The sequence below is a fragment of the Actinomadura sp. 21ATH genome (assembly GCF_041951345.1).
GTDB lineage: Bacteria > Actinomycetota > Actinomycetes > Streptosporangiales > Streptosporangiaceae > Spirillospora.
Genome location: NZ_JBGNUR010000001.1, coordinates 231,437 through 254,090, shown reverse-complemented (window position 1 = coordinate 254,090; position 22,654 = coordinate 231,437). Strand labels below are relative to the sequence as shown.

The following is a 22,654-nucleotide window of genomic DNA, read 5'->3' as shown; positions in this document are numbered from 1 at the left end:
CGCCGACTCGTGGCGTGTCCGCCCTTCTCGCGCGTCCCCGGAGGGGAACACGCCACGAGTCAACGCCGGGGGGCGACCCGGCGGTCGGCGGGCCAGCGGCGGGGGTCGCGCAGGCCGTACAGGCCGTGGCGGGTGTCGTAGCCCTCGGCGGCGAGGCGCTGGCGGGACCGCTCCAGCATCTCGCGGGTGTTCTTGGCGAACGCGAAGTCGTGGAGCCGCTCCGGGACCGAGTTCATCGCGAGCCGGAACGAGCGCAGCGCGGCGGTGACGGCGGGCTGCGGCACCTCGGGCAGCGCCCCGTACATCTGCCGGGCCCAGCCGGGCAGCGAGTAGTAGCAGAGCGCACCGAACGGGAACCAGCCCGGCTTGCCCGGTGCCAGGAACCTCAGGTTCTCCGGCATCGTCGGCCACATCAGGAACCGCACGGTCGAGGCGGCCTCCTCCGTCACCCGCAGCCGCGGGCGCATGGCGGCCATGTACTCCTCCATCTCGGCCACGCTGCCCGGGACGTCCTCCGCGTGCAGGCCCACGTGCGTCGCGGACTCGCGCTGCTCGTCCAGGTAGCGGTCGGCCATGGCGTCGGTGAGGGGGAGCCCGGCGCGGCGCGCGACCGTCAGGTACGAGTAGACCTCCGCGCAGTGCACCCACAGGAGCAGCTCCGGCTGGTCCAGCCGCTCCCGCCTGCCGGTGTCGTGGTTGAGGATGCGCAGGCTGCGGTGGATGTCGCGGACCCGCCTGGACGCGACCTCGACCTCCTCGGCGCTCCCGAACGTGCAGAGCCCGACGAAGTCGGAGGTGCGCTGGAGCCGCCCGAACGGGTCCTCCTGGAAGTTGCTGTTCTGCCAGACGCCCCACATGGCCACCGGGTGCAGCGCCTGCAGCATCAGGCTGCGGACGCCGCCGACCCACATGGACCGGTCGATGTGGACGCGCCAGGTGACACTCTCGGGGGGCTGGACCGTCGCCGACATGCACGCACCTCGCACTCGTGAGACAAACTTCAGTAAGTGTGTCATTACATGGGCGCGCGCGCATCACCGGCCCCACGTGAGCGGCGTCACGCGAGGCGCGCAGGGACGTACAGGGACGTACAGGGACGTACAGGGCCGTATAGAGGCGTACGGGACGCGGCGCGCCCCGTCAGCGGGTGCAGCGCTCGGCGTGGTTCCAGAAGTCGGTGAGCGCGCTGGCGACGGTCTCCGGCGCGTCGACGGCGGGGGAGTGCGCGGCGCTCGGGATCACGACCTTGGCGGCGTCCAGCCGCTCGGCCATCGCCGCCTGGACGCGCGGGTCCCACACGTCGTCGTCCTCGCCGTACAGGACGAGGGTCCGCAGCCCGGTGTCGCCGGTCAGCTTGGCCAGCTCGTCCACCCGGTCGGGCGCCGACAGCAGCTCCTGCGCCATCGTCACCAGCCCGGTCTCGCAGTTGCCCATCGTGCGGGCCTTGAGGAAGTCGACGATCTCCGGGGGGACGCCGCGGCCCACCGCGTCCGGCTCCAGGCTCAGCGTCCAGATCTGCGCCATGCCCAGCTGCGGGATCGCGTCCCGCAGCGCCTGCGCCTTGGCCGCCGACTGGCCGGTGACGCCCGCCGGGCCGGAGCTCATCGCCGTGTACGAGGCGGGGTGGAACCGTTCCGTCAGCACCGCCTCCCGGGTGACCAGGCCGCCGAACGAGTGCCCGACCACGTGCACCGGATCGGGGCCGAGGGCCTCGGCCAGCGCCACGATGTCGTCGCCCAGGGCCGCCCGCGTGTACTCGGCCGGGTCGCCGCCGCCGGGGGTCTGGTACTGGCCGCGCATGTCGATCGCCACCACCCGGCGCCCGGCCTGGGCGAGCGGGTGCAGGACCGCGATGAAGTCCTCCTTGCTGCCGGTGTAGCCCGGGACGAGGAGGGCGGGACAGCGTTCGGGTACGCCCGAGCCGGGAAGGGCCTCCAGCGCGGCGAAGGGGCCGCGGGAGGTCTCGACCGTCGTCCGGCGGACGCCGGGGGGCAGGGTCAGGAACCGGGGCGTACTCACAGGTGGCCAGCCTACCGAAAATACGGACGAAGGCACCGGTCACGATGCCGCGCTGATAGCGTCACGGGACGTGGGACGAAGGGTGGCGGTCTCGGCGCACCGCCGGGATTCGGCGGGCGTGTCCGGGCTGCGCGACGCGGTCGCCTCGGGCGCCGAGTACGTGGAGATCGACATCCGGCGGACGGCCGACGGGGCGCTGGTCGTCCACCATGACCGCACGGTCGCGGGCGTGCCGCTCAACCGCTGCACCTACCCGCGGCTGCGGGAGCTGGCGGCGCAGCCGGTGCCGCTCGTCACCGAGGCGCTGGAGATCATCGGCGGCCGGGCGCGCTTGCAGCTGGACCTCAAGGAGCACGGCTGCGAGCACGAGAGCGTCGCGCTGGCGCTGGAGGCGTCCGGGCCGGACGGGGTCGTCGTCACCACCCGCGAGCCGGCCTCGATCGCGCAGATCAAGCGGCGCTTCCCCGACGTCACCACCGCGCTGTCGGTGGGCCGCGGGTTGTGGGAGCGCGGCGTGGCCACCCGCGACTACGCCCCGCTGCGCGCGATCCGCGCGTGCGGGGCGGACATGGTGGCGATCAACCACCGGCTGGCGCGCGCCGGCGTGCTGGGCCGGTGCGCGCGGGCCGGCTTCCCCGCCCTGGTCTGGACGGTCAACGCGGAGCCGCTGATGCGGCGCTTCCTGGCCGATCCGCGGGTCGCGGTGCTCATCACCGACCGGCCGGAGACGGCGCTGCGGCTGCGCCCATAGGCGCCCCTAGGCGCCGCCGGGCGGCCCCGGAACGGGCGCCGCTCGCGTCCACTGCGAGATCACGCGGACGTGATCTCGCAGCGTGCGGTCGGGATCAGCTGTTCTCGGGGTCCGTCGCCCGGCCGGCGCGGGTGCGGCGGCGGGTCCGTGCGGGCTTGCGCTCGGTGGCCACGGCCCCGCCGTCCTCGGCCGCCTTCACGGCCTTCGCCGTCTTCCGGGCCGTCTTGGGCGCCGCCTTCGGAGCCGCCTCGGCGGCGGCCGGGGCGGGCTCGGCGTCGGCGGCCGCGGTGGCGCCCGCCTCGACCGGCTTGCCCCCGCGGGTGCGGGTCCGGCTGCGCTTGCGCCGCTGGCGGGGGCGCTCGCGCTCGTGGTCGTGGTCACGGTCGCGGTCGTGCTCCCGGGCGCGGGGCGTCCGGGTCTTGCCGGTCTCGCCGATGTCCTCCAGCTCCTCCGCGTCCAGCCCGGCGCGCTCGCCGCGCTGGTCCTTGGGGAGCTTGCCGGTGGTGCCCGCCGGGATCCCGAGCGCCGCGTAGAAGTGCTCGGAGGTGGAGTAGGTCTCCTCCGGCGCCGCGAACGGCAGGTCGAGCGTCCCGTTGATCAGCTTCCACCGGCTCAGGTCGGACCAGTCGACCAGGGTGACCGCCACGCCCTCCTTGCCGGCCCGGCCGGTGCGGCCGATCCGGTGGACGTAGGTGTCGGCGCTGTCGGGGCACTCGAAGTTGACCACGTGGGTGACGTCGTCGACGTCCAGCCCGCGGGCCGCCACGTCGGTGGCCACCAGCACGTCGATCTTGCCGTTGCGGAACGCGCGCAGCGCCCGCTCGCGCTGGCCCTGGCCGAGGTCGCCGTGCACGGCCGCGGCGGCGAAGCCGCGCCCGGCCAGGTCGGCGGCGACCCGGTCGCAGGCCCGCTTGGTCTGGCAGAACACCATGGTCAGCCCGCGGCCCTCGGCCTGCAGCAGCCGCGCGACCATCTCGGGCTTGTCCATCTGGTGGGCCTGCCAGACGTGCTGGACCACCTGCGGCGTCGCCTCGGACTCGGTGTGCGCCTCGGCCCGCACGTTCGTGGGCCGGGTCAGGTAGCGCCGGGAGAGCCCGACGATCTCGCCCGGCATCGTCGCCGAGAAGAGCATCGTCTGCCGCTTCTCAGGGATCCGCTCGATGATCCGCTCGATGTCGGGCAGGAAGCCCAGGTCGAGCATCCGGTCGGCCTCGTCCAGCACCAGGACGCCGACCTCGGAGAGGTTGAGGTGCTTCTGCTTGACCAGGTCGAGCAGCCGCCCGGGCGTGCCGACGACGACGTCGACGCCCTCGCGCAGCGCCTCGATCTGCGGCTCGTACGCGCGGCCGCCGTACACCGACAGCACGCGGGTGCCCAGCTTGCCGCCGGCGACCAGCAGGTCGTCGGTGACCTGGAGGGCCAGCTCGCGGGTCGGGGCGACGACCAGGGCCTGGGGCCGCTTGCCGCCGTGCTCGATCCGCTGCAGCAGCGCCACGCCGAAGGCGAGCGTCTTGCCGGTGCCGGTACGGGCCTGGCCGATGATGTCGTGGCCGCCCAGCGCGATCGGCAGGGCGAGCTCCTGGATGGGGAACGCTTCCACGATGCCCTCGGTCTCGAGTGCATCGGCTATCTCGGGGACGACCCCGAGTTCACGAAAGGTAGTCAGGGCTTTCAGCCTCCAATATGCGGGGTCCTCGCTCCCGGGCGGCGGCGCTCGTGGCCCCGGTGCCGCGGGGTTCGCGGCACGCCGGGTCGAGTGGCCGCGCGCTCGCGCGGGAGGGACCAGCCGTCGATCAAGATTCCTTCGGCGACCGCAGTCAGGGGTCGAAAGCAGTCACGCGCTGTGGCTGCGTGCGGTCACACTCCGCAACGCAGTGTACCGACCAGGGCCTGAGTTCACCAATGGCCGATCTCCTGTGAGAACGCTTTGGCCCGGACCGGCTATTCCCCGTGCCCGCGGAAGTGGTGTATATGAGGCTGCCGGGGCTCCTGGGACGAGGGATGCGGCGGGCGGCACGGTGGCGGTTGGCCCGTACAGGGGGAGATGCCGCCGGAAACCCGCGCGACCACAGTCGGCCAATGATCGCCCAAGATCATGACATCCTGGGATCCGCCGGAATCGTTGCCGTGACGGCCGTTGCGCGGAGGTGGGGCAGCTATGCGGTCCGAGGACTCAGCGGACTCCGAGAAGGCGGGCAGGTGGCGGATCGGTGGCTTCACCGAGGTCGGCGAGCTGGGGGCGGGCGCGCAGGGGCGCGTCGTGCTGGCCCGGCACGACGAGGGCGGCGGCCCCGTCGCGATCAAGTACCTGACCCGTACGGAGGGCGACGCCGGGGCCGTCGAGCGGCTGCGCGACGAGGCGGCCATGCTCGCCCGCGTCAGCGACCCGCACGTCGTGCGGGTCTACCGGTTCGTGACCAGCGACCGCGGGGCGGCGCTGGTGATGGAGGCCGTGGACGGCGTCTCGCTCAAGCGGATGCTCGCCGAGAACGCCCCCCTCGGGCCGGAGGCGGCCCTGGCCGTCCTCAAGGGCTCGCTGCTGGGCCTGGCGGCGGCGCACGCGGTCGGGGTCGTCCACCGCGACTACAAGCCCGCGAACGTGGTCGTGCGGGGCGACGGGCTGAGCAAGCTGATCGACTTCGGGATCGCGGCGCTGGCGGGGGAGGGGTCGCGGTCGGGGACGCCCGCGTACATGGCGCCCGAGCAGTGGAACGGCGATCCCGCGTCGCCGGCGACCGACGTGTATGCGGCGACGTGCGTGTTCTTCGAGTGCGTGACGGGGCGCCGCCCGTACACTGCCGAGGCCGCGGCGGGCCTGATGAACCGGCACCTGAACGACCCGGTCCCGGCCGGCGACGTGCCGGAGGCGGTGCGGGGCCTGGTGGAGCGCGGCATGGCCAAGGACCCGGCCGCCCGGCCGCAGGGCGCCGCCGCGTTCGTCGCGGAGCTGGAGTCGGCGGCGACGGCGGCGTACGGCCCGGACTGGGAGCGCCGCGGAGTGGGCGCCCTGGCCGTGGCGGCGGTCGCGTTCGCCGCCCTGTTCCCCATCGCCGCGACGCTCGGCGCGGGCGGCGCCGCGGGCCTGGCGAGCGCTGCGAGCGCGGGCGCCGGTGGGGCGGCCGGAGCGGGCGCGGCGGCCGGTGCCGGTGGCGCGGGTGCGGCGGGCGCCGGGGCGGGCGCGGCCGGGGCCGGTGCGGCGGGCGGGGGCGTGCTGGCGGCGACCGGGGCCAAGGTCGCGGTCGCGGTCGGGACGGCGACCGTGGTGGCGGCCGGGGGCGGTACGGCGGCGTACGTCGCGGCCGGCGACGACGACCCGCCGCCCGTACGGCCGGTCGCGGCCGTCTCCACCGTGCGGTCGTCCAGCCCGATCCCGGGGCGGCCCACGCTCCAGGTCCAGAACGCCCAGATCGTACGGGTGAGCGGCCTCCCGGACGGCCCCGTGCTCCAGCGGGCCAACGCCGCGCTCCGGGCGCCGCTCGACCGCCAGGTCGCCGCGTTCCGCAGGTACATCGCGGGCACCCACAACGGCGCCAACGTGCCGCGGTGCGCGACCGTGGGCAGCAAGGCCGCCGTCCACTACAGCGGCCCCCGGCTGGTCTCGGTCTTCTACAGCTTCCAGACCCGGAGCTGCTCGGTCGCCGACGAGACGCCGGGCCTGATGGACACCGTGACCGTCGACCTGCGCACCGGGCGGGCGCTCGGCCCGGCCGACATCCTCCGCGACTACAGCGCGGCCGGGATCGCGGCGGTCGCCCGCGCCATGCCCCCGTCCACCGAGGAGAACCGCTACTGCCTGAACGGCCCGCTGGCGCGCGCCCACTTCGAGCCGGACCCGCGCGGCCTGCCGGCCGTCGCCCCGATGCAGATCACCTTCACCCCGAACTCGCTGCGGCTCAACTACGTCGTACCGCAGGTCGAGTGCTGGAGCGGCGGTACGTGGAACGTGCCGTACGCCCGCGCCGGCGAGCTGATCAAACCCGATGTGGCGGCGCTGCTGCCGTCCGCACCGAGTCCGGAGAGAACATGAGGGACAGCGGGAACTGGCGGATCGACGGCTTCACGGAGGTACGGGAGCTGGGGGCCGGCGCGCAGGGCCGGGTGGTGCTGGCCCGGCACGCCACCGCCGGGACGCCGGTGGCGATCAAGTACCTGAGCCGGCGGGACGGGGACGGCACCGAGATCGAGCGCCTCCGCGACGAGGCGGTCATGCTCGGCCGGGTCACCGACCCGCACGTGGTGCGCCTCTACCAGTTCGTCGCGGGCGAGCACGGCGCCGCGCTGGTGATGGAGGCGGTGGACGGGGTCTCGCTCAAGGAGCTGCTGGCCCGGCACGGGGCGCTGGGCCCCGAGGCCGCGCTGACCGTGCTGAAGGGCTCGCTGCTGGGCCTGGCCGCGGCGCACGAGGTCGGCGTCGTGCACCGCGACTACAAGCCCGCGAACGTGGTGGTGCGGGCCGACGGGCTGAGCAAGCTGATCGACTTCGGGATCGCGGGCTTCTGGGGCGAGGGGTCGCGATCGGGGACGCCCGCGTACATGGCGCCCGAGCAGTGGAACGGCGATCCCGCGTCCCCCGCGACCGACGTGTACGCGGCGACGTGCGTGTTCTTCGAGTGCGTGACGGGGCGCCGCCCGTTCGGGGGCGGGGAGCTGGCCACGCTGCGCCAGGGTCATCTCGGGACGGCGCCGCCGGTGGAGGCCGTGCCGGGGCCGCTGCGCGGGCTCGTCGCGCGGGGCATGGCCAAGGCCGCGGCGGAGCGCCCACACGGGGCGGCGGAGTTCGTCGCGGAGCTGGAGCGGGCGGCGGCCGACGCGTACGGGCCGGGCTGGGAGCAGCGCGGCGTCCGCGCGATGGCGGGCGCGGCGGTGGCGCTGGCCGCCCTCTTCCCGCTGGTCGCGGCGGGCCTGGTCCCCTCGGCCGGCGTGGCGGGGACGGCCGCGGCCGGGACTGCCGCCGCGGGCGGCGCGGGCGCGGCGGGCGCGGGCGCGGCCGGCGGAGCCGGTGCGGTGAGCGGCCTCGGCGCGGGCGGTATGGGCGCCGGCGGTGCCGGTGCCGGGGCCGTGGGCGCCGGCGGCGGGGGCGCCGCGGGCACGGCGGCGGGCGTGTCCGGCGGCGGGTTCTTCGCCGCGGCCGGTACGAAGATCGCGGTGACGGTGGCCGCGACCGCGCTGGCGGCGGGCGGTGCCGGCGCGGTCGTCGTGGGCACCCAGGGCGGCGACGACGGGCCGCGCGCGCAGGCGTCGCCCCGGCTCGTCCCGGTGGCGGCCAGGGTGGTGACCGCGAACCAGCCGGCCGGCGGGAGCGGGGCGGCGGCGACCCAGCGGTACGTGACGATCAGCGGGCACTCCGACCCGGCCCTGGAGAAGAAGATCAACGCGGCGCTGCGCGCGGCGTCCGACCGGGGGCTCGCGGCCTACCGCAGGGAGTACGCGGGGCGCGACGACGTCCAGGAGGTCCACTCGACCGCCGAGGTCACGTTCAACACCAAGCGGTACCTCTCGGTCGCCTACGGCTTCGGCGTCACCCCCGCGCCGGGCAGCTTCGGCAACTGGGTCAAGAACTTCACCAGCGACAGCACGGTCGTCGTCGACCTGTCCAGCGGCCGGACGCTCGGCGTGGGCGACATCTTCACCGCGGCCACGCTCCAGCCGGCCGGGCTGGCCAGGCTCGCCGGCGTGCTGAAGCAGGGCAACGACTGCCTGAACCCCGACGGGGCGTACCAGACGGAGCCGCTCAAGCCGTTCCGGATCAGGGCGTCGGACCTGCACCGGCCGGGGTCGGCGATCCAGGTGACGCTGCGCCCGCGCGCCCTCGCGTTCACGATCTCCGTGGAGGGGCTGGACATGACCATGAGCAGCCAGGCGTGCCAGATCACGAGCGCGACGCTGGCGGCGGACCAGGCCGCGCAGTTCCTGAACCCGGACGTGGCCGGGGAACTGCGGGCGGCGACGCCGACGCCGTCGCCGTCCACCACCCCCTGATCGTCCGCGGGCAGGGGAAGGCCCCCGCGTGCAGGGCGCGGGGGCCTTCCGGTCCGGCTTCACGTCGGGCGGTGTGCCCGGCGGCGTCAGTGCGTGTGCCGCCTGGCGCCCCAGCTCCGCCGCCCGCCGCCGCGGGTGTTGAACGAGGTGAGCAGTGCCACCCCGATCGCCGCGATGACGACGGCGAAGACGATCGCGACGAGCGTGCCGGCGCCCAGCGCGTCGGACACCACGCCGCCGAGCAGCGCGCCGGCGATCCCGACGAGGATCGTCAGCAGGATCCCGATGGGGTTGCGGCCGGGGAGTATCAGACGAGCCAGCGCCCCGACGACGGCCCCGACGACGATGAACCAGAGGATCGTCCCGAGCATTGGTCGATCACCATCCGTTCCAGGGGGTCGCTTTCCCTTCTTTCCAACGACCCGTGGTCGGCGATCGGTATGCCCGTTGTGTCGGATTCAAACGCGAGGCAGGTCAGACGGTGGGTCCTGGCGCGGGCGTCAGGCGTACTGGCTGCCGCCGAATCCGACCGTGCGGCCCTCCTCCTCGGCGATCTCCAGGTAGCCGACCCGGTCGGCCGGAACGACCACCCGGCCGCCGCGCTGGTCCTTCAGCACCAGGACCCCGCGGTCCTCGGCCAGCGCGTCGGCCAGCGCGCGCTGCACCTCGTCGGCGGACTGCGACGTCTCGACGACGAGCTCCTTGGGCACGAACTGGACCCCGATGCGAACCTGCACGCGATGCTCCCTGTGTCCCGGCGGCCCCCGCCGTCGGCGGCGGGGCGTCCCGCCTCCGATGGTCGCACGGAGATCGCCGCGCTCGCCGCCCGGCGCCTTCGCTGCGAGTGAACGCCGCCGGCCGCCCGGGTACGCCGGTGAACGCGCGCGGAACGGTCAGGCGTTCATCGGGAAGCCGGAGATGCCCCGCCACGCGAGCCGGGCGATGATCTTCTCGGCGGTGTCCTTGGGGATCGCGCGGTGCTGGGACAGCCAGTACCGGGCGCTCACCTCGGCCATGCCGACCAGGCCCATGCCGAGCAGGTGCGCCTCGTCGCTGGGGGCGTCGGTGTCCTCGGCGATCACCCGGGCGATCATCTCGGCGCACTGCTGGTTGGCCCGCTCGACCCGGGCCCGCACCGGCGCCACGTTGCGCAGGTCGGACTCGAACACGAGCCGGTACGCCTCGCCGTCACCGGCCACGAAGTCGTAGAAGGCCCGCATGCTGGCCTGCACCCGCAGCTTGTTGTCCGAAGTGGACTCAAGCGCGTCGCGCACGGTCTTCACGAGGGCCTCGGCGTGCTCGTCCAGCAGCGCCAGGTACAGCTCCAGCTTGCCCGGGAAGTGCTGGTAGAGCACGGGCTTGCTGACGCCGGCGCGCTCGGCGATCTCGTCCATCGCCGCGGCGTGATAGCCCTGGGCGACGAACACCTCCTGGGCCGCGCCGAGCAGTTGCCTGCGGCGCGCCAGTCGCGGCAGTCGCGTGCCACGAGGGCGGGCGTCCGGGGTCGCGGTCACCACACTCTCCGATCACCGAATAACGCGACGGAAAGGGGTACCCGCCGCTGGGAACCGATCACCTCATCCTACGCGCCGGTAACCTCGCGGGTAACCACAACACCGAGGTGGATCGGTACGAGTCGGCCGCGCGGCGGCCCGGCCGGTCAGCGGTAGTCGTCCTCGTCGAGTTCGACCACCCGGCCCTGCTCGGCCGCATCGGCCTCGTCCGCGTCGAAGGGTACCTGCTGCGGCCACTCTCCGTCGCCCGTGCGCTCCTCCTCGTCCTGGACCGCGATCCGCTGCTCGGCCGCGTCGGCTTCGGGGGCCTCCTCGCTCAGCCCGTCCCCGGTGGGGGCGGGGTCCCGATCGGCCGGATTCATCTCGCTCATCTCCGTCATCCTCCCCAGGTCGGCGCCGCCGGCGCTCACCGGCGGAGCAGGGACGCGCGCGGCCAGCTCCCGCAGCGGCGCCTCCAGCGCCTCCCCGTACGTCGGGAACGCGTGCACGACGTCGGTGAGCACGCTCAGCGGCGTCCCCGCGCGCACGGCCAGCGCGATCTCGCCCATCCACTCCTCCGCGTACGGCCCGGCCGCGGCGGCGCCGGCGAGCACGCCGCGGGCACGGTCGGCGTACAGCTCCACGCGGCCCCGGTCGTCGGCCCGCACCGCCGCGCGGGCGGTGGCGGCGAGGTCGTACCCGGCGGTGACCAGGTCTATGCCGCGCTCGGCGGCCCGAATGGGGGACAGGCCGACCGCGTAGACGGCGGGCGAGGTGTGCACCACGCGCGGGATCGCGCGGTAGTCGGCCGCGCGCCGCCCGCCCAGCAGGTTGGCGGCGACGACGCGGGCCTGGTAGCGGGCGGCGTGCGCGGTGCGGCCGGCCGCGGTCACGTCCCCGGCCGCCCAGACCGTCCCGCCGGCCCCTCTGATCTCCCTGGTCTCCCCGTACCCCCTCGGCCCCGCCGCCCCGATCACCCGGCACGCCGCGTCGGTCGCCAGGCCCTCGCCGGGGCGTACCGGGACGCCGAGCGCCTCCAGCCCCAGCCCCTCCACGCGGGGCCGCCGCCCGCAGGCGACGAGGATCCGGTCGGCGTCGACGACACCGCCGTCCGACAGCCACAGCCGCAGCCCGCCGGCCCGCTCCACCTTGCCCGCCTCGGCGCCGAGCCGCAGGTCCACCCCGGTACGGCGGAGCGCGTCGGCGAGGATCTCACCGGCGAACGGCGCCTCCGCGGCCAGCAGCCGCCCGGCCGGCTCGACCAGCGTGACCTGGGAGCCGAACGCCGCGTACACCTGGGCCAGCTCGCAGCCGACCGGCCCGCCGCCCAGCACCACCAGCCGGCGCGGCAGGTCGGGCACGGTGAGCGCCGCGTCGCTGGTCCAGACGGGCACCTGGCCGAGCCCCTCGACCGCCGGGACGGCGGGCGCGCTGCCGGTGCACACGACGAGATCGCCGTACCGGAACCCCGTGCCGCCCACGTCCGCCGTTCCCGGCCCGGTGATCCGGCCCCGGCCGCGCAGCACGGTCACTCCGGCCGCGGCCAGCGCCGCCACGGCCGCGCCGTCGTCCAGCCGCCGGGCGACGGCGTCGCGGCGCGCGAGGGCCAGCTCCCAGCTCTCCTTGCGCCGCGCCGAGAGCAGCAGCGTCTTGGACGGGACGCACGCGAAGTACGGCGGCTGCCCGCCGACCAGGCGCTCCTCCACGACCGCGACCGAGCGTCCCGCGCGCGCCGCCGCCGCGGCCACCAGCTCGCCCGCCGCGCCCCCGCCCAGCACCATGACGTCGAAGCGACGATCCTGTCCCACCGTGCCCGCCCTCCCGTTCCGCTACCGGTCGATCACCCATGGTGGCGGAAGCGGGCGGGAAATGTAGTCGTTCGACTACTTACAGGGACCGATCGTGCTTCTCCAGCAGCGGCGCGAGGAGGTCGCCGTGCTCGTCCACCCTGCTCAGCACCTCGTCCGGGCCGAACCTCAGCCGCGCCGCGTCGTCGCAGCCCTCCAGCTCCTTCCAGGTGACCGGCGCGGAGACCGACGGGGAGTCGGCGGCGCGCAGCGAGTACGGGGCCACGGTCGTCTTCGCCGGGTTGTTCTGGCTCCAGTCGACGAGCACCTTGCCCTTGCGCAGCCGCTTCTCCATCTTGCTGACCACCAGGTCCGGGTGGTCGGCCTCCAGCCGCCGCGCCGCCTCCTTCGCGTACTCCGACGTCCGGTCGCTCTCCTTGACCGGCACGTACAGGTGCAGGCCCTTCTTCCCGCTCGTCTTCGGGTACGAGTCCAGCCCGTCCGCGGCCAGCAGGTCGCGCAGCAGCCGGGCGACCTCGCACGCGTCCACGATCGTCGCGGGCTCGCCGGGGTCGAGGTCGAACACCATCAGGTCCGGGCTGTGCAGCTTGCCGCGGGGCCCCGCCTTCCACTGCGGGACGTGCAGTTCGAGCGCCGCGAGGTTGGCGCACCACACCAGCGTCGGCAGGTCGTCCACCACGACGAAGTCCAGATGCTCGCGGCCGGTGGAGCTGCCGGGTGTCGGGACGCGCACGGTGCGGATCCAGTCGGGGGTGTACGACGGCGCGTTCTTCTCGAAGAACCGCCCGCCGTGGACGCCGTCCGGCCACCGGATCCGGGTCGCGGGACGGTCCTTCAGGTGCGGCAGCAGCACCGGCGCGATCCGCACGTAGTAGTCGATGACCTCGCTCTTGGTGAACTCCGGATACAGGCTCTTGCCGAGGTTCGACAGCGTCAGGTCGCGGCCGTCCACCCGGACGCCCTTCTTCTCAGTGCTCACGGGTCCCCTCAGTACTCACGGATCCCCTCAGTGCTCACGGGTGACTTCGAGTGGGTCCTTGTCGTCGCGGAGGCCGCGCCATGACGGGAAGCGCAGCCGGCCGTCCCTGGTCCGTACGCTGTAGGCGACCTCCCCGACGAGCCGCGGCTCAACCCACTGGGCGTCGCGGGCGAACTCGCGCGGCACCGGCTCGTCGTACGGGCTCGTCGGCCGGCGCAGCGGCCACAGCGTCGCGTACAGGTCGTCCAGCGCCCGGTCGCTGAACCCGGTGCCGACGTGGCCGACGAAGCACAGCCGGCCCTTGCCGTCGTACTCGCCGAGCAGCAGCGACCCCACGCCGCCCTCGCGGCGCCCCTTGCCGGGCTTCCAGCCGCAGACGACCACGTCGCGGGTGAGGAAGTTCTTGACCTTGCGCCAGAAGTCGACCCGGCGGCCCGGCCGGTAGACCGAGTCCAGCCGCTTGGCCATCAGGCCCTCGAGCCGCTGCTCCTTGGTGAACTCCATCAGCTCGGCGACCTGGGCGGCGTCGCCGCCGTCCAGGTACGGCGGCACCTCGACCGGTCCGTTCCCGGCGAGGTCCAGGTCCGCCAGCAGCGCCCGCCGGTCGGTGTACGGGACGTCGTGCAGCGGCTCGCCGTCCAGGTACAGGATGTCGAACACCACGTAGCGGACCGGCACCTCGCGGATCAGCCGGGGGTCGGGGCGGGCGATGTGCATCCGGCGCTGGAGCCGCTCGAAGCTCGGGCGGCCGTCCTCGAACGCGACCACCTCGCCGTCCAGGATCACGTCGTGGTGCGGCAGCAGGTCGGACAGGCCGGACAGCTCGGGGTAGCGGCCGGCCAGCTCGGTGACGCGGCGCCCGCTGGCGCGCACCCCGTCGGCCGACACGTAGGCGATCACGCGGACGCCGTCCCACTTGAGCTCCAGTCCCCAGCGCCCGGTGTCGTCGGGGAGGTCTCCGGTGGCGGCCATCATGGGGCGTACGGGCCACGGCATGGTCATAATCGCGTCTTACCCCCGCCATCGCGCGGAGAAAAAAGGATCAAGAGCGTCTTTCTGGAGTAAAACGCTCCCGCTTGCGACGCTAAGGGGCACAGGCGCCGGGGTAAGGACGGATCATGCGCAGTATCTGGAAGGGCGCGATCTCCTTCGGCCTGGTGACGATCCCGGTCAAGGTCTACTCCGCGACCGAGCAGCGGGACGTCTCCTTCCACCAGGTCCACCGGGAGGACGGCGGCCGCATCAAGTACAAGCGGGTCTGCTCGGTGGACGGCGAGGAGGTCCCGTACGCCGACATCGCCAAGGGCTACGAGCTGCCCAGCGGCGAGATGGTCGTGCTCACCGACGAGGACTTCGCCGACCTTCCGCTGTCCACCAGCCGCCGCATCGACGTGCTCCAGTTCGTCGAGCAGGAGGAGGTGGACCCGATCTACTTCGCGAAGTCGTACTACCTGGAGCCGGACGCCCAAGGCGCCAAGCCGTACGTGCTGCTGCGCGACGCGCTGGAGAAGTCCGACCAGGTCGCCATCGTGAAGGTGGCGCTGCGCCAGCGCGAGTCGCTGGCGACCCTGCGGGTGCGCGAGGGCGTGTTCGTCCTGGAGACGATGCTGTGGCCGGACGAGGTGCGCGCCCCCGACTTCCCGTTCCTGGAGGAGGACATCGAGGTCCGCAAGCAGGAGCTCACCATGGCCACCTCGCTGATCGAGAGCATGCAGGGCGACTTCGAGCCGTCGGAGTACAAGGACGCCTACCGGGAGGCGCTCCAGTCGGTGATCGACGCCAAGATCGAGGGCCGCGAGGTCACCCGGCCGGAGCCGGAGGGCGAGGAGGAGCCGGCCGCCGACCTGCTGAGCGCGCTGCGCGCCAGCGTCGAGGCCGCCAAGAAGGACCGCGGGGCGAAGAAGCCCGCCGCCAAGAAGAAGGCCCCGTCGAAGTCGACGTCGAAGAAGAGCGAGTCCAAAACCCGCAGCCGCAGGTCCGCTTAGCATTCCGGTCCGAAACCGCCTCAGCCGTCGCGCGACCGCGCTACCTGCCCGGTGAGGCGATGCCGGAGGCGAGCCTCACCGGGCAGGCCGCGGAGCGATGCCGCGTTCGCACGGTCACGGCCACGGTGCGAGCCGCCAGGCGAGCGCCGTGGCCGGGGCCGCGATGAACGCGGCGGCGAGCCGCCGCTGGCTCGCCGCCTTCCGCGTAGCGTGCCGGTGCGGTCCGTCCGGTCAGGAGCCGAACGGGACCGTGGTGCAGAGGAGGCGGTCGCCCGCTTCGCCCGTCTTGCGGTCCGTCGGCATGGAGTGCAGGACGACCGACCTGGCGGTCCCCTTCTCGATCTTCCAGGGCACGACGGCCGTGGACGTCCCGCGGCCCTTGCGGTCGACCTTCACGTCCAGCCAGATCTCCTTGCCGCGCAGCGGAGTGCCGGGCCTGGCGTTGGGGTTCTGGTAGTGCGGGCCCGCGTCGGCCGGCTTGAGGCCGCACTTGTTGCGGTGGACGTGGACGCCGAAGGTCCTGCCCTTGGCCGACTTCGGCATCCGCGTCACCGTGAACCGGACGGTGGTCTTGCCGCGCTCGTTCTTGACGTGCACGGCCGTCCGCGCCTTCTTGTACTTCTTGGCGTAGGCGTGGGTCGGCCCCTTGGCCTTGAGCCCGTGCGGTTCAGGGCAGGCCGCGGCCGGGGCGGCGAGGACGCCGAGCGCGACCCCGGTCGCGGCGAAGGCGACGGCCGCACGTCTGATCGTGGGCATTCGATGGTTCCTCTCGTCGGTTGACGGACGGAACGATCATGCCTGCGGAGCGTGTCCGGAGCGTCACTCGAACGGCGAGAGAGACGGCCGCTTCGCCGAGATTTCATCTCCCGAAGACCGGCCGCGGAGACGGCGGCCGATCCAGGGCGCCAGATGCCCGCGCGCCCACCGCACGTCGAACAGCAGCCGCGCGCCCCGGCTGAGCTCCGGCAGCGGCTCCAGCTCCGGTGCCCGCCAGTCCTCCAGCTCGGGGACGCCCAGCGCCTCCAGCATCGCCAGCGCGACCCGGCGGTGCCCCTCGGGCGACATGTGCAGGCGGTCGACGCCCCACATCCGCCAGTCCTTCAGCACGTCCATCGCCCACTGGTCCACCACGTACGCGCCGCGGCGGGCGGCGATGGCGCGCAGGTGCTCGTTGTAGACCGCGACCCGGCCGCGGGTGCGGCGGATCACCGCGGAGCCGACCGGGTCCACGCCGGTGAACAGCACCACGTCGGCGCCCGCCGCGCGCAGCCGCTCGACCGCGCCGTCCATGCGGTCGGCGAGCGCGTCCACGTCCGTGCCGGGGCGCAGCAGGTCGTTGCCGCCGCCGGAGATCGACACCAGGTCGGGCTCCAGCGCCAGCGCGGCCGGCAGCTGCCCGTCGATGATCGCCTCCAGCAGCCGGCCGCGGATCGCCAGGTTGGCGTAGGTGAAGCCGCCGGTACGGGCGCTCAGCGTTTCGGCGACCCGGTCGGCCCAGCCGCGCCAGCCGCCGTCCGGATAGGGGTCCCCGATCCCTTCGGTGAAGGAGTCGCCGATCGCTGCATATCGCGTCCATGCCATGACCACCATGCTATTGACCTGCGGTAAGAGCTCCGTACCGGGTTCAGGTGCCGGCGGGCTCCAGGGGGCGCCGCTCCACCGCCGGGGCGTCGCTCTCGCGGATGCCGTACCGGCGGTGGAAGCGGGCGAGCGGGCCGGGCGCCCACCAGTTGGCGCGGCCCAGCAGCCGCATGGTCGCCGGGACGAGCAGCGCCCGCACCACCGTCGCGTCCACCACGATGGCGATCACCATGCCGACGCCGACCAGCTTGATGAACGTGATCCCGGAGGTGGCGAACGCCCCGATCACGACCACGAACAGCAGCGCGGCGCTGGTGATGATGCCGCCGGTGCGCTGGAGCCCGGTCGCGACGGCGGCGGTGTTGTCGCCGGTGAGGTCGTACTGCTCGCGGACGCGGGACAGCAGGAACACCTCGTAGTCCATCGAGATCCCGAACAGCATGGCCAGCATCAGGATCGGCATCGACGGGTCGATCGAGCCGGTCGGGGTGAAGGCCAGCGCGCCGGACAGGCCGCCGTCCTGGAAGATCAGCACGATCGCGCCGAACGTGGCCGACAGCGACAGCAGGTTCATCACGATGGCCTTGAGCGGCAGCAGGATCGACCCGAACGCCAGGAAGAGCAGCACGAACGTCGCGGCCCCGACCAGCAGGGCGAGCCACGGCAGCGTCGCCGACATGCTGTCGAGCTGGTCGACGACCTCGGCGGTGGCGCCGCCGACGTACACCTCGGCGCCGGGCGGCGGCGCGACGTCCCGGACGTCGCGGACCAGCTCGCGGGCGGCGTCGGAGTTGGGCTCGGCCTCGTACAGGAGCGCGAGCCGGACGGTGTCGCCCTTCGCGCCGGTGGGCGCGACGCCCGTGACGCCCGGGACGGCGCCGAGCCGCCGGGTGAACTCGGCGATCCGGGCCTGGTCGGCGGTGCCGTCGGCGACCACGGTGATCGGGCTGGTGGCGTTGCGGGGGAACCGCGACTCCAGGGCCTCGGCCACGACCCGCTGCTCGTTGCCCTCGGGCAGCGCCCTGGCGTCCGTGCCGCCCCAGTCGGCGCGCAGGAACGGGGTGCCGAGCGCGAGCAGCAGCGCGATCGTCGCGACGGCGTAGACGACGGGGCGGCGCATCACGCTGTGCGCCAGCCGGTACCACCAGCCGCCCTCGCCGCCGCCGGCGCCGGTCCGGCCCCCGGTGGCGGGCCGGCGGCGGCGGACGCGGAGCGCGTCGACGCGGGTGCCGAGCACGCCGAGCAGCGCGGGCAGCAGGGTCAGCGCGCCGAGCATGCAGACGAAGACGGTGGCGATCCCGCCGTACCCCATGGACAGCAGGAACTTCTGGTCGAACAGCAGCAGCCCGGCCAGGGACACCGCGACGGTGATCCCGGAGACCGCGACGGTGCGGCCGGCGGTGGCCATGGTGGCGGCGAGCGCGTCCTCGGTGGACGGGGTGCGGCGCAGCTCCTCGCGGAAGCGGCTCACCATGAACAGCCCGTAGTCGATCGCCAGCCCGAGCCCGAGGAACGTGGTGATGTTGATCGCGAAGATCGACACGTCGGTCACGTACGTGAGCAGGTGCAGCGCGGTGAACGAGCCGAGGATCGCGACCCCGCCGACCAGCAGCGGCAGGCTCGCCGCCACCACCCCGCCGAAGATGATCAGCAGCAGCACGACCAGGACCGGCAGCGCCATCCCCTCGGCGCGGCCGATGTCGGAGGTGACCCGGTCGTTGATCGCGGTCTCGGTGGGGAGCTGCCCGCCGACCTTGGCGGTGAGCCCGCCGCCGACCTCGGCCAGGTCACCGCGGATCGCCTCGTACGCGCCGGCCCGCGCCGCCTCGTCCCCGGCAAGGCGGAGCGCGGCGTACGTCTCGGTGCGGTCGGCGCTCACCAGCTGCGGCGACCGGCTGCTCCAGTACGTCGTCACCGCGGCGACCCTGTCCTTCGGCAGCGCGGCGAGGGCGGTCTCGACGGCGGTCCGGTAGGCCGGGTCGTCGACCGTGCGGCCGCCGGGCGCGTCGTACAGGACGACCACGTCGGCGGCGTCGCGGCCCAGCTCGCGCTCGGCGACCGCGGCGGCCCGCGCGCTGCCGCTGCCGGGGGTGTCGAACCCGCCGGACGGGTCGAGCGCGCCGAAGACGCCCGTTCCCCAGACGGCGGCGGCGACCATCGCGACCAGCGCGGCGGCGAGGACGGGCCGCCGGCGCCGGTACGTCCATCTTCCCCATCTCTCGAACATGCCCTGTGCTCCCCACCTGCGCTACATGGCGTCACGTCAGTGAACGCCGTTTACTTGCGAACGGTGTTAACTTTGCATACGGCATTAGCTTTAGTCAACGCCGTGAATGGGGAATCATTCGGGAACGGCCGATGGCGGCCCGGGGCGCGTGACGGGAGGGCGCAGGTGAGACGCAGGTGAGGCGGAGATGCGGCGGGGATGAGACGGGGACGGGACGGGGATGAGACGGGAAGCAGAGGGCGGCCGGTGAAGTCACGGCGCGACCGGCTCCGCGAGGCGACCGTCCAGGAGATCACCCAGACCGCCCGGCGGATCCTCGTCGAGCAGGGGCCCGAGGCGGTGACGCTGCGCGCCATCGCCCGCGAGATGGGGATGACGGCGCCGGCCCTGTACCGCTACTTCGGCAGCCACCAGGAGCTGCTGCGGCACGTCGTCGGCGACATCTTCGCCGACCTCACGGCCGCGCTGAAGGCCGGGCTGCACGAGGTGCCCGAAAACGATATGAACGGCAAGTTCCTGGCGGCGGCCCGGACGTTCCGGCGCTGGGCGTTCACGCACCGGCCGGAGTACGGGCTGCTGTTCGGCGCCCCGATGCCCGGCGTCGGCGACCAGCGCGAGCAGGCCGACTTCGCCGAGGAGAACGCCCGCCGCTTCGGCATGACGTTCCTGACGCTGTTCCTCGAACTGTGGGGGAAGTGCCCGTTCGACGTCCTCCCCGACGAGGACATCGAGCCGCGGCTGCGCGAGCAGCTGCGCCGCTACCGCGACCTGGGCCTGGCGGGCGCGGACCTGCCGCTGGGGGTCATCCAGGTGTTCCTGCAGTGCTGGGTGCGCCTCCAGGGCGCGGTCAGCCTGGAGGTCTTCGGGCACCTGGACTTCGCGCTGGACGACCCCGAGCCGATGTTCGAGCTGATGCTGACCGAGCTGGCGCCGGTGCTCGGCCTGGAGTACGAGCCCCCGGCCTCGTACGCGCGGGACGAGACCGGGGGCGGAGAACCCTAGCGGGAGCGGCTCAGTAGGACGGGAGGCTCGGGTCGATCTGCTTGACCCAGGCCAGCACGCCGCCGCCGACGTGGACGGCGTCGGAGAACCCGGCGTTCTTCACGACCGCCAGGGCCTCGGCGCTGCGCACGCCCGACTTGCAGTGCAGGACGATCTTCTTGTCCTGGGGCAGCCGCTCCAGCGCGCTGCCGTCCAGGATGTCGCCCTTGGGGATCAGCGTGGCGCCCGGGATCGAGACGATCTCGTACTCGTTGGGCTCGCGCACGTCCACCAGGAAGATGTCGTCGCCGCGGTCCTGCATGGCCTTCAGGTCGGTGGCGGTGATGGTGGAGTCCTTCACCGCGTCGGCGGCCTCCTCCGACACCGCGCCGCAGAACGCCTCGTAGTCCTCCAGCAGCTCGGTCTGCGTCGGGTTCTTGCCGCACAGCGGGCACTCGGGGTCCTTGCGGACCTTGACCTGCCGGTACGTCATCTCCAGCGCGTCGTAGATCATCAGCCGGCCGACCAGCGGCTCGCCGATCCCGGTCAGCAGCTTGATCGCCTCGGTGGTCTGGATGGAGCCGATCGAGGCGCACAGCACGCCGAGCACGCCGCCCTCGGCGCAGGACGGCACCATCCCGGGCGGCGGGGGCTCCGGGTAGAGGCAGCGGTAGCAGGGGCCGTGCTCGGCCCAGAACACCGAGGCCTGGCCGTCGAACCGGTAGATCGAGCCCCACACGTACGGCTTGCCGAGCAGCACCGCCGCGTCGTTCACCATGTACCGGGTGGCGAAGTTGTCGGTGCCGTCCAGGATCAGGTCGTACTGGGAGAAGATGTCCATGATGTTGTCGCGGTCGAGCATCGTGTTGTGCACCACGACGTCGATCAGCGGGTTGATCTCACGGACGGTCTCGGCCGCCGACTCCACCTTCGGCTTGCCGAGCGACGACTGCCGGTGGATGACCTGGCGCTGCAGGTTGGACTCGTCCACCACATCGAAGTCGATCAGGCCGAGCGTGCCCACGCCCGCCGCGGCCAGGTACATCAGGGCGGGCGAGCCGAGGCCGCCCGCGCCGACGCACAGGACCTTGGCGTTCTTGAGCCGCTTCTGCCCGGCCATCCCGACGTCGGGGATGATCAGATGCCGCGAGTAACGATTGACCTCGTCGTGGGTGAGCTCCGCTGCGGGCTCGACCAGAGGTGGCAACGACACGGTGAGTGCTCCTGTGCTGACGCTCGGCTGGGGTTACGGGGGCGGACGCCATCGGCCGCGTTCATCCCTTCACCGCACAACCTTGCCATGTCGCACCGCATTCCCCGAATGCCCCGCCCCGCGAAAGCCGCACGTCAGCACGTGCGAGCGCATGAACGCCCCCCGAACGGGCATCCGTCGGCCGCGAACCCCCAGGGAAGGAGCGGGAACATGGGACTGATGGAGCGCTTCCGGCGGCGGGGCCGCGGGACGGGGCGGGCGGGGCGCCGTACCCCCACCTTCCGCGAGATGCACGCGCGGATGCGGACCGAACGGGCCGAGGCGAAGCTCATGGAGACCGAGGCCCTGATCCACCGCGAGGCCGCGCGGTACCGGCATGGCGGACGCCACACCCCCTAGGGCGGGCCGCGCCGCATAAGTCGCGCGATGGCGGGCAGGCGGAGGACGAGCGCCGGAAACCCGGCGCCGACCAGGGGACGACCAGAGAGATGGAGGTTCCCATGGGTTTGCTCGACAAGCTGAAGAACAAGACCCAGCAGGCCAAGGGGCGCGCGAAGCAGGACGCGGGCCGCGAGTCCCGGGACCCGTACCTGGAGGCCGAGGGCCGCAAGGACCGCATGTCCGGCGGGGCCAAGCAGGTCGGCGAGAAGGCCAAGGACGCCGCCCGGGAGGTGCGCCGCAGCACCGAGCGGTGATCGTCCGCGAACGGTACGCGATGAGGGCCCCTCTCCGGAGGGGCCTTCTTTACAGATCACCCTGACGTTAGGGCGGAACGGGGCAAAGCACGGCTAATCTGTGCGGTTGTGGCGTTCATGCCTCCTCCCCCCGTGCCGCCGGCCCCGTCGGGCCCGCCGGCCCCTTCGGCGAGCGGCCCGCCGGCCCCCGCGCCCGCGACCGTCCTCGGGCTGCGCGCGCGCCAGTGGATGGCCGTCGCCGCCGCCCTCGCCGGCTGCTACCTGATGACCAGCGGGGTCGCGCTCACCGGCTCGTGGGCGCTGATGAACCGCGAGCCGACGAACGCCGAACTCCAGCAGGCCGCGCTCGCCGAGGTGGCGCGCCGCTGGCAGGTGTGGCCGGCCGGCCGGATCTTCCCCGAGCGGGTCGCCTACAGCCGCGGCGGCGGCGAGAGCGAGTTCGCCACCCGCGTGGGCATCGCGCCGCAGACCGCCTGCGACACCGCCGTCGACCAGGAGTACGCGCCGGTCCTGCGCCGGCACGGCTGCCGCGGCGTGCTGCGCGCCACGTACACCGACCAGCTCCAGGGCGTCGTGGTGACGGTCGGCGTGGCCGCGTTCCCGGACCAGTGGAAGGCCGACAAGGCGTTCCGCGAGCTGCCCCCGAACGCGGACCCGGACCGTTCCGGCGGGGTCCGGCCCGCGGTCCGCGCCGCCGCGTTCCCGGGCACGGCCGCGGCCCGGTTCACCGACGCCGCGCGGCAGGAGCGCGGCACCGACCGCGGCGGGCCGTACGTCATGCTCACCACCGCCGGGTACGCCGACGGCCGCCCGGCCGAGGTGACCACCAAGAAGCATCCCGCCCGGCCGTTCCTGATGGCGCCGCAGGTGGCGCGCGGGATCGCCAGGCCGCTCTCGACGCAGTCCCTGCCGGACTGCTCCAGCCGTGAATGGCGGTGCTGAG

21 protein-coding genes are annotated in these 22,654 nt (G+C 73.6%); 8 read left to right on the top strand and 13 right to left on the bottom strand.

The features are described from left to right. Positions 1-59 precede the first annotated feature (59 nt). Entirely contained in the window at positions 60-971 is a 912-nt protein-coding gene (locus tag ACA361_RS01170; RefSeq protein WP_375009844.1) for an oxygenase MpaB family protein, read from the bottom strand. A 169-nt stretch (positions 972-1,140) separates the two neighbouring features. Further along, on the bottom strand, positions 1,141-2,019 hold the full coding sequence (locus tag ACA361_RS01165) for an alpha/beta fold hydrolase (protein WP_375009843.1): 879 nt from the start codon (positions 2,017-2,019) through the stop codon (positions 1,141-1,143). A gap of 70 nt (positions 2,020-2,089) precedes the next feature. Here ACA361_RS01165 and ACA361_RS01160 point away from each other — a divergent pair, with 70 nt between their 5' ends. After that, positions 2,090-2,770 (top strand): glycerophosphodiester phosphodiesterase, encoded by a 681-nt coding sequence (locus ACA361_RS01160; protein ID WP_375009842.1) that lies wholly within the window; start codon positions 2,090-2,092, stop codon positions 2,768-2,770. A 94-nt stretch (positions 2,771-2,864) separates the two neighbouring features. Here the strand turns inward: ACA361_RS01160 and ACA361_RS01155 are convergent, their stop codons facing one another. Continuing rightward, positions 2,865-4,370, bottom strand: a complete 1,506-nt coding sequence (locus ACA361_RS01155; RefSeq protein WP_375009841.1) for a DEAD/DEAH box helicase — start codon at positions 4,368-4,370, stop codon at positions 2,865-2,867. A gap of 558 nt (positions 4,371-4,928) precedes the next feature. Between ACA361_RS01155 and ACA361_RS01150 the strand changes: the two genes are divergently transcribed. Both ACA361_RS01150 and ACA361_RS01145 read left to right on the top strand, forming a co-directional pair. Further along, positions 4,929-6,797: a serine/threonine-protein kinase gene (locus ACA361_RS01150; protein WP_375009840.1), complete on the top strand. Its 1,869-nt coding sequence runs from the start codon at positions 4,929-4,931 to the stop codon at positions 6,795-6,797. Continuing rightward, entirely contained in the window at positions 6,794-8,749 is a 1,956-nt protein-coding gene (locus ACA361_RS01145) for a protein kinase (protein WP_375009839.1), read from the top strand. The genes ACA361_RS01150 and ACA361_RS01145 overlap by 4 nt, the downstream gene beginning before the upstream one ends. An 86-nt stretch (positions 8,750-8,835) precedes the next feature. Here the strand turns inward: ACA361_RS01145 and ACA361_RS01140 are convergent, their stop codons facing one another. The 6 genes from ACA361_RS01140 to ligD (ACA361_RS01115) all read right to left on the bottom strand — a co-directional run bounded on the left by ACA361_RS01140 (position 8,836) and on the right by ligD (ACA361_RS01115) (position 14,031). Next, complete coding sequence (locus tag ACA361_RS01140; protein WP_375009838.1) at positions 8,836-9,120, bottom strand: GlsB/YeaQ/YmgE family stress response membrane protein; 285 nt, start codon at positions 9,118-9,120, stop codon at positions 8,836-8,838. Positions 9,121-9,249: 129 nt separating this feature from the next. After that, positions 9,250-9,486 (bottom strand): DUF3107 domain-containing protein, encoded by a 237-nt coding sequence (locus tag ACA361_RS01135; RefSeq protein ID WP_375009837.1) that lies wholly within the window; start codon positions 9,484-9,486, stop codon positions 9,250-9,252. A gap of 156 nt (positions 9,487-9,642) precedes the next feature. Next, positions 9,643-10,263, bottom strand: a complete 621-nt coding sequence (locus ACA361_RS01130; RefSeq protein WP_366620732.1) for a TetR/AcrR family transcriptional regulator — start codon at positions 10,261-10,263, stop codon at positions 9,643-9,645. Positions 10,264-10,409: 146 nt separating this feature from the next. Continuing rightward, positions 10,410-12,050, bottom strand: a complete 1,641-nt coding sequence (locus ACA361_RS01125) for an FAD-dependent oxidoreductase (RefSeq protein ID WP_375009836.1) — start codon at positions 12,048-12,050, stop codon at positions 10,410-10,412. Positions 12,051-12,129: 79 nt separating this feature from the next. Next, positions 12,130-13,029 (bottom strand): non-homologous end-joining DNA ligase, encoded by a 900-nt coding sequence (ligD, locus tag ACA361_RS01120; RefSeq protein WP_375009835.1) that lies wholly within the window; start codon positions 13,027-13,029, stop codon positions 12,130-12,132. A gap of 27 nt (positions 13,030-13,056) precedes the next feature. Next, entirely contained in the window at positions 13,057-14,031 is a 975-nt protein-coding gene (ligD, locus tag ACA361_RS01115; RefSeq protein WP_375009834.1) for a non-homologous end-joining DNA ligase, read from the bottom strand. A 116-nt stretch (positions 14,032-14,147) separates the two neighbouring features. On the opposite strand from ligD (ACA361_RS01115), the gene ACA361_RS01110 reads away from it, so the two are divergent. Next, positions 14,148-15,014, top strand: a complete 867-nt coding sequence (locus ACA361_RS01110; RefSeq protein ID WP_375009833.1) for a Ku protein — start codon at positions 14,148-14,150, stop codon at positions 15,012-15,014. Between the two features lie 231 nt (positions 15,015-15,245). Here the strand turns inward: ACA361_RS01110 and ACA361_RS01105 are convergent, their stop codons facing one another. From ACA361_RS01105 to ACA361_RS01095, 3 genes are all read right to left on the bottom strand, one after another. Further along, entirely contained in the window at positions 15,246-15,770 is a 525-nt protein-coding gene (locus tag ACA361_RS01105; protein ID WP_375009832.1) for a hypothetical protein, read from the bottom strand. 63 nt (positions 15,771-15,833) lie between these two features. Continuing rightward, the gene (locus tag ACA361_RS01100) at positions 15,834-16,595 is read right to left on the bottom strand and encodes an SGNH/GDSL hydrolase family protein (RefSeq protein ID WP_375009831.1); all 762 of its coding nucleotides are present in this window, start codon (positions 16,593-16,595) and stop codon (positions 15,834-15,836) included. A gap of 43 nt (positions 16,596-16,638) precedes the next feature. Next, positions 16,639-18,822, bottom strand: coding sequence for an MMPL family transporter (locus ACA361_RS01095; RefSeq protein ID WP_375009830.1), 2,184 nt, complete (start codon positions 18,820-18,822; stop codon positions 16,639-16,641). A 246-nt stretch (positions 18,823-19,068) separates the two neighbouring features. Here ACA361_RS01095 and ACA361_RS01090 point away from each other — a divergent pair, with 246 nt between their 5' ends. Further along, positions 19,069-19,824 (top strand): TetR/AcrR family transcriptional regulator, encoded by a 756-nt coding sequence (locus ACA361_RS01090; RefSeq protein ID WP_375009829.1) that lies wholly within the window; start codon positions 19,069-19,071, stop codon positions 19,822-19,824. Positions 19,825-19,834: 10 nt separating this feature from the next. On the opposite strand, the gene moeZ is transcribed toward ACA361_RS01090, so the two are convergent. After that, positions 19,835-21,016: an adenylyltransferase/sulfurtransferase MoeZ gene (gene moeZ, locus ACA361_RS01085; RefSeq protein ID WP_375009828.1), complete on the bottom strand. Its 1,182-nt coding sequence runs from the start codon at positions 21,014-21,016 to the stop codon at positions 19,835-19,837. Positions 21,017-21,226: 210 nt separating this feature from the next. Here moeZ and ACA361_RS01080 point away from each other — a divergent pair, with 210 nt between their 5' ends. The 3 genes from ACA361_RS01080 to ACA361_RS01070 all read left to right on the top strand — a co-directional run bounded on the left by ACA361_RS01080 (position 21,227) and on the right by ACA361_RS01070 (position 22,653). After that, positions 21,227-21,415, top strand: coding sequence for a hypothetical protein (locus tag ACA361_RS01080; RefSeq protein WP_375009827.1), 189 nt, complete (start codon positions 21,227-21,229; stop codon positions 21,413-21,415). A gap of 101 nt (positions 21,416-21,516) precedes the next feature. Beyond that, entirely contained in the window at positions 21,517-21,711 is a 195-nt protein-coding gene (locus ACA361_RS01075; RefSeq protein WP_375009826.1) for a CsbD family protein, read from the top strand. A 117-nt stretch (positions 21,712-21,828) separates the two neighbouring features. Continuing rightward, positions 21,829-22,653 (top strand): hypothetical protein, encoded by an 825-nt coding sequence (locus ACA361_RS01070; protein ID WP_375009825.1) that lies wholly within the window; start codon positions 21,829-21,831, stop codon positions 22,651-22,653. The last annotated feature ends 1 nt before the right edge of the window (position 22,654 follow it).

Coding starts and splice junctions, on each gene's coding strand:
- ACA361_RS01075 (WP_375009826.1), top strand. CDS start 21,517: ATGGGTTTGCTCGACAAGCTGAAGAACAAGACCCAGCAGGCCAAGGGG.
- ligD (WP_375009834.1), bottom strand. CDS start 14,031: ATGACCATGCCGTGGCCCGTACGCCCCATGATGGCCGCCACCGGAGAC.
- ACA361_RS01150 (WP_375009840.1), top strand. CDS start 4,929: ATGCGGTCCGAGGACTCAGCGGACTCCGAGAAGGCGGGCAGGTGGCGG.
- ACA361_RS01145 (WP_375009839.1), top strand. CDS start 6,794: ATGAGGGACAGCGGGAACTGGCGGATCGACGGCTTCACGGAGGTACGG.
- ACA361_RS01140 (WP_375009838.1), bottom strand. CDS start 9,120: ATGCTCGGGACGATCCTCTGGTTCATCGTCGTCGGGGCCGTCGTCGGG.
- ACA361_RS01095 (WP_375009830.1), bottom strand. CDS start 18,822: ATGTTCGAGAGATGGGGAAGATGGACGTACCGGCGCCGGCGGCCCGTC.
- ACA361_RS01105 (WP_375009832.1), bottom strand. CDS start 15,770: ATGCCCACGATCAGACGTGCGGCCGTCGCCTTCGCCGCGACCGGGGTC.
- ACA361_RS01080 (WP_375009827.1), top strand. CDS start 21,227: ATGGGACTGATGGAGCGCTTCCGGCGGCGGGGCCGCGGGACGGGGCGG.
- ACA361_RS01110 (WP_375009833.1), top strand. CDS start 14,148: ATGCGCAGTATCTGGAAGGGCGCGATCTCCTTCGGCCTGGTGACGATC.
- ACA361_RS01100 (WP_375009831.1), bottom strand. CDS start 16,595: ATGGCATGGACGCGATATGCAGCGATCGGCGACTCCTTCACCGAAGGG.
- ACA361_RS01070 (WP_375009825.1), top strand. CDS start 21,829: ATGCCTCCTCCCCCCGTGCCGCCGGCCCCGTCGGGCCCGCCGGCCCCT.
- ACA361_RS01170 (WP_375009844.1), bottom strand. CDS start 971: ATGTCGGCGACGGTCCAGCCCCCCGAGAGTGTCACCTGGCGCGTCCAC.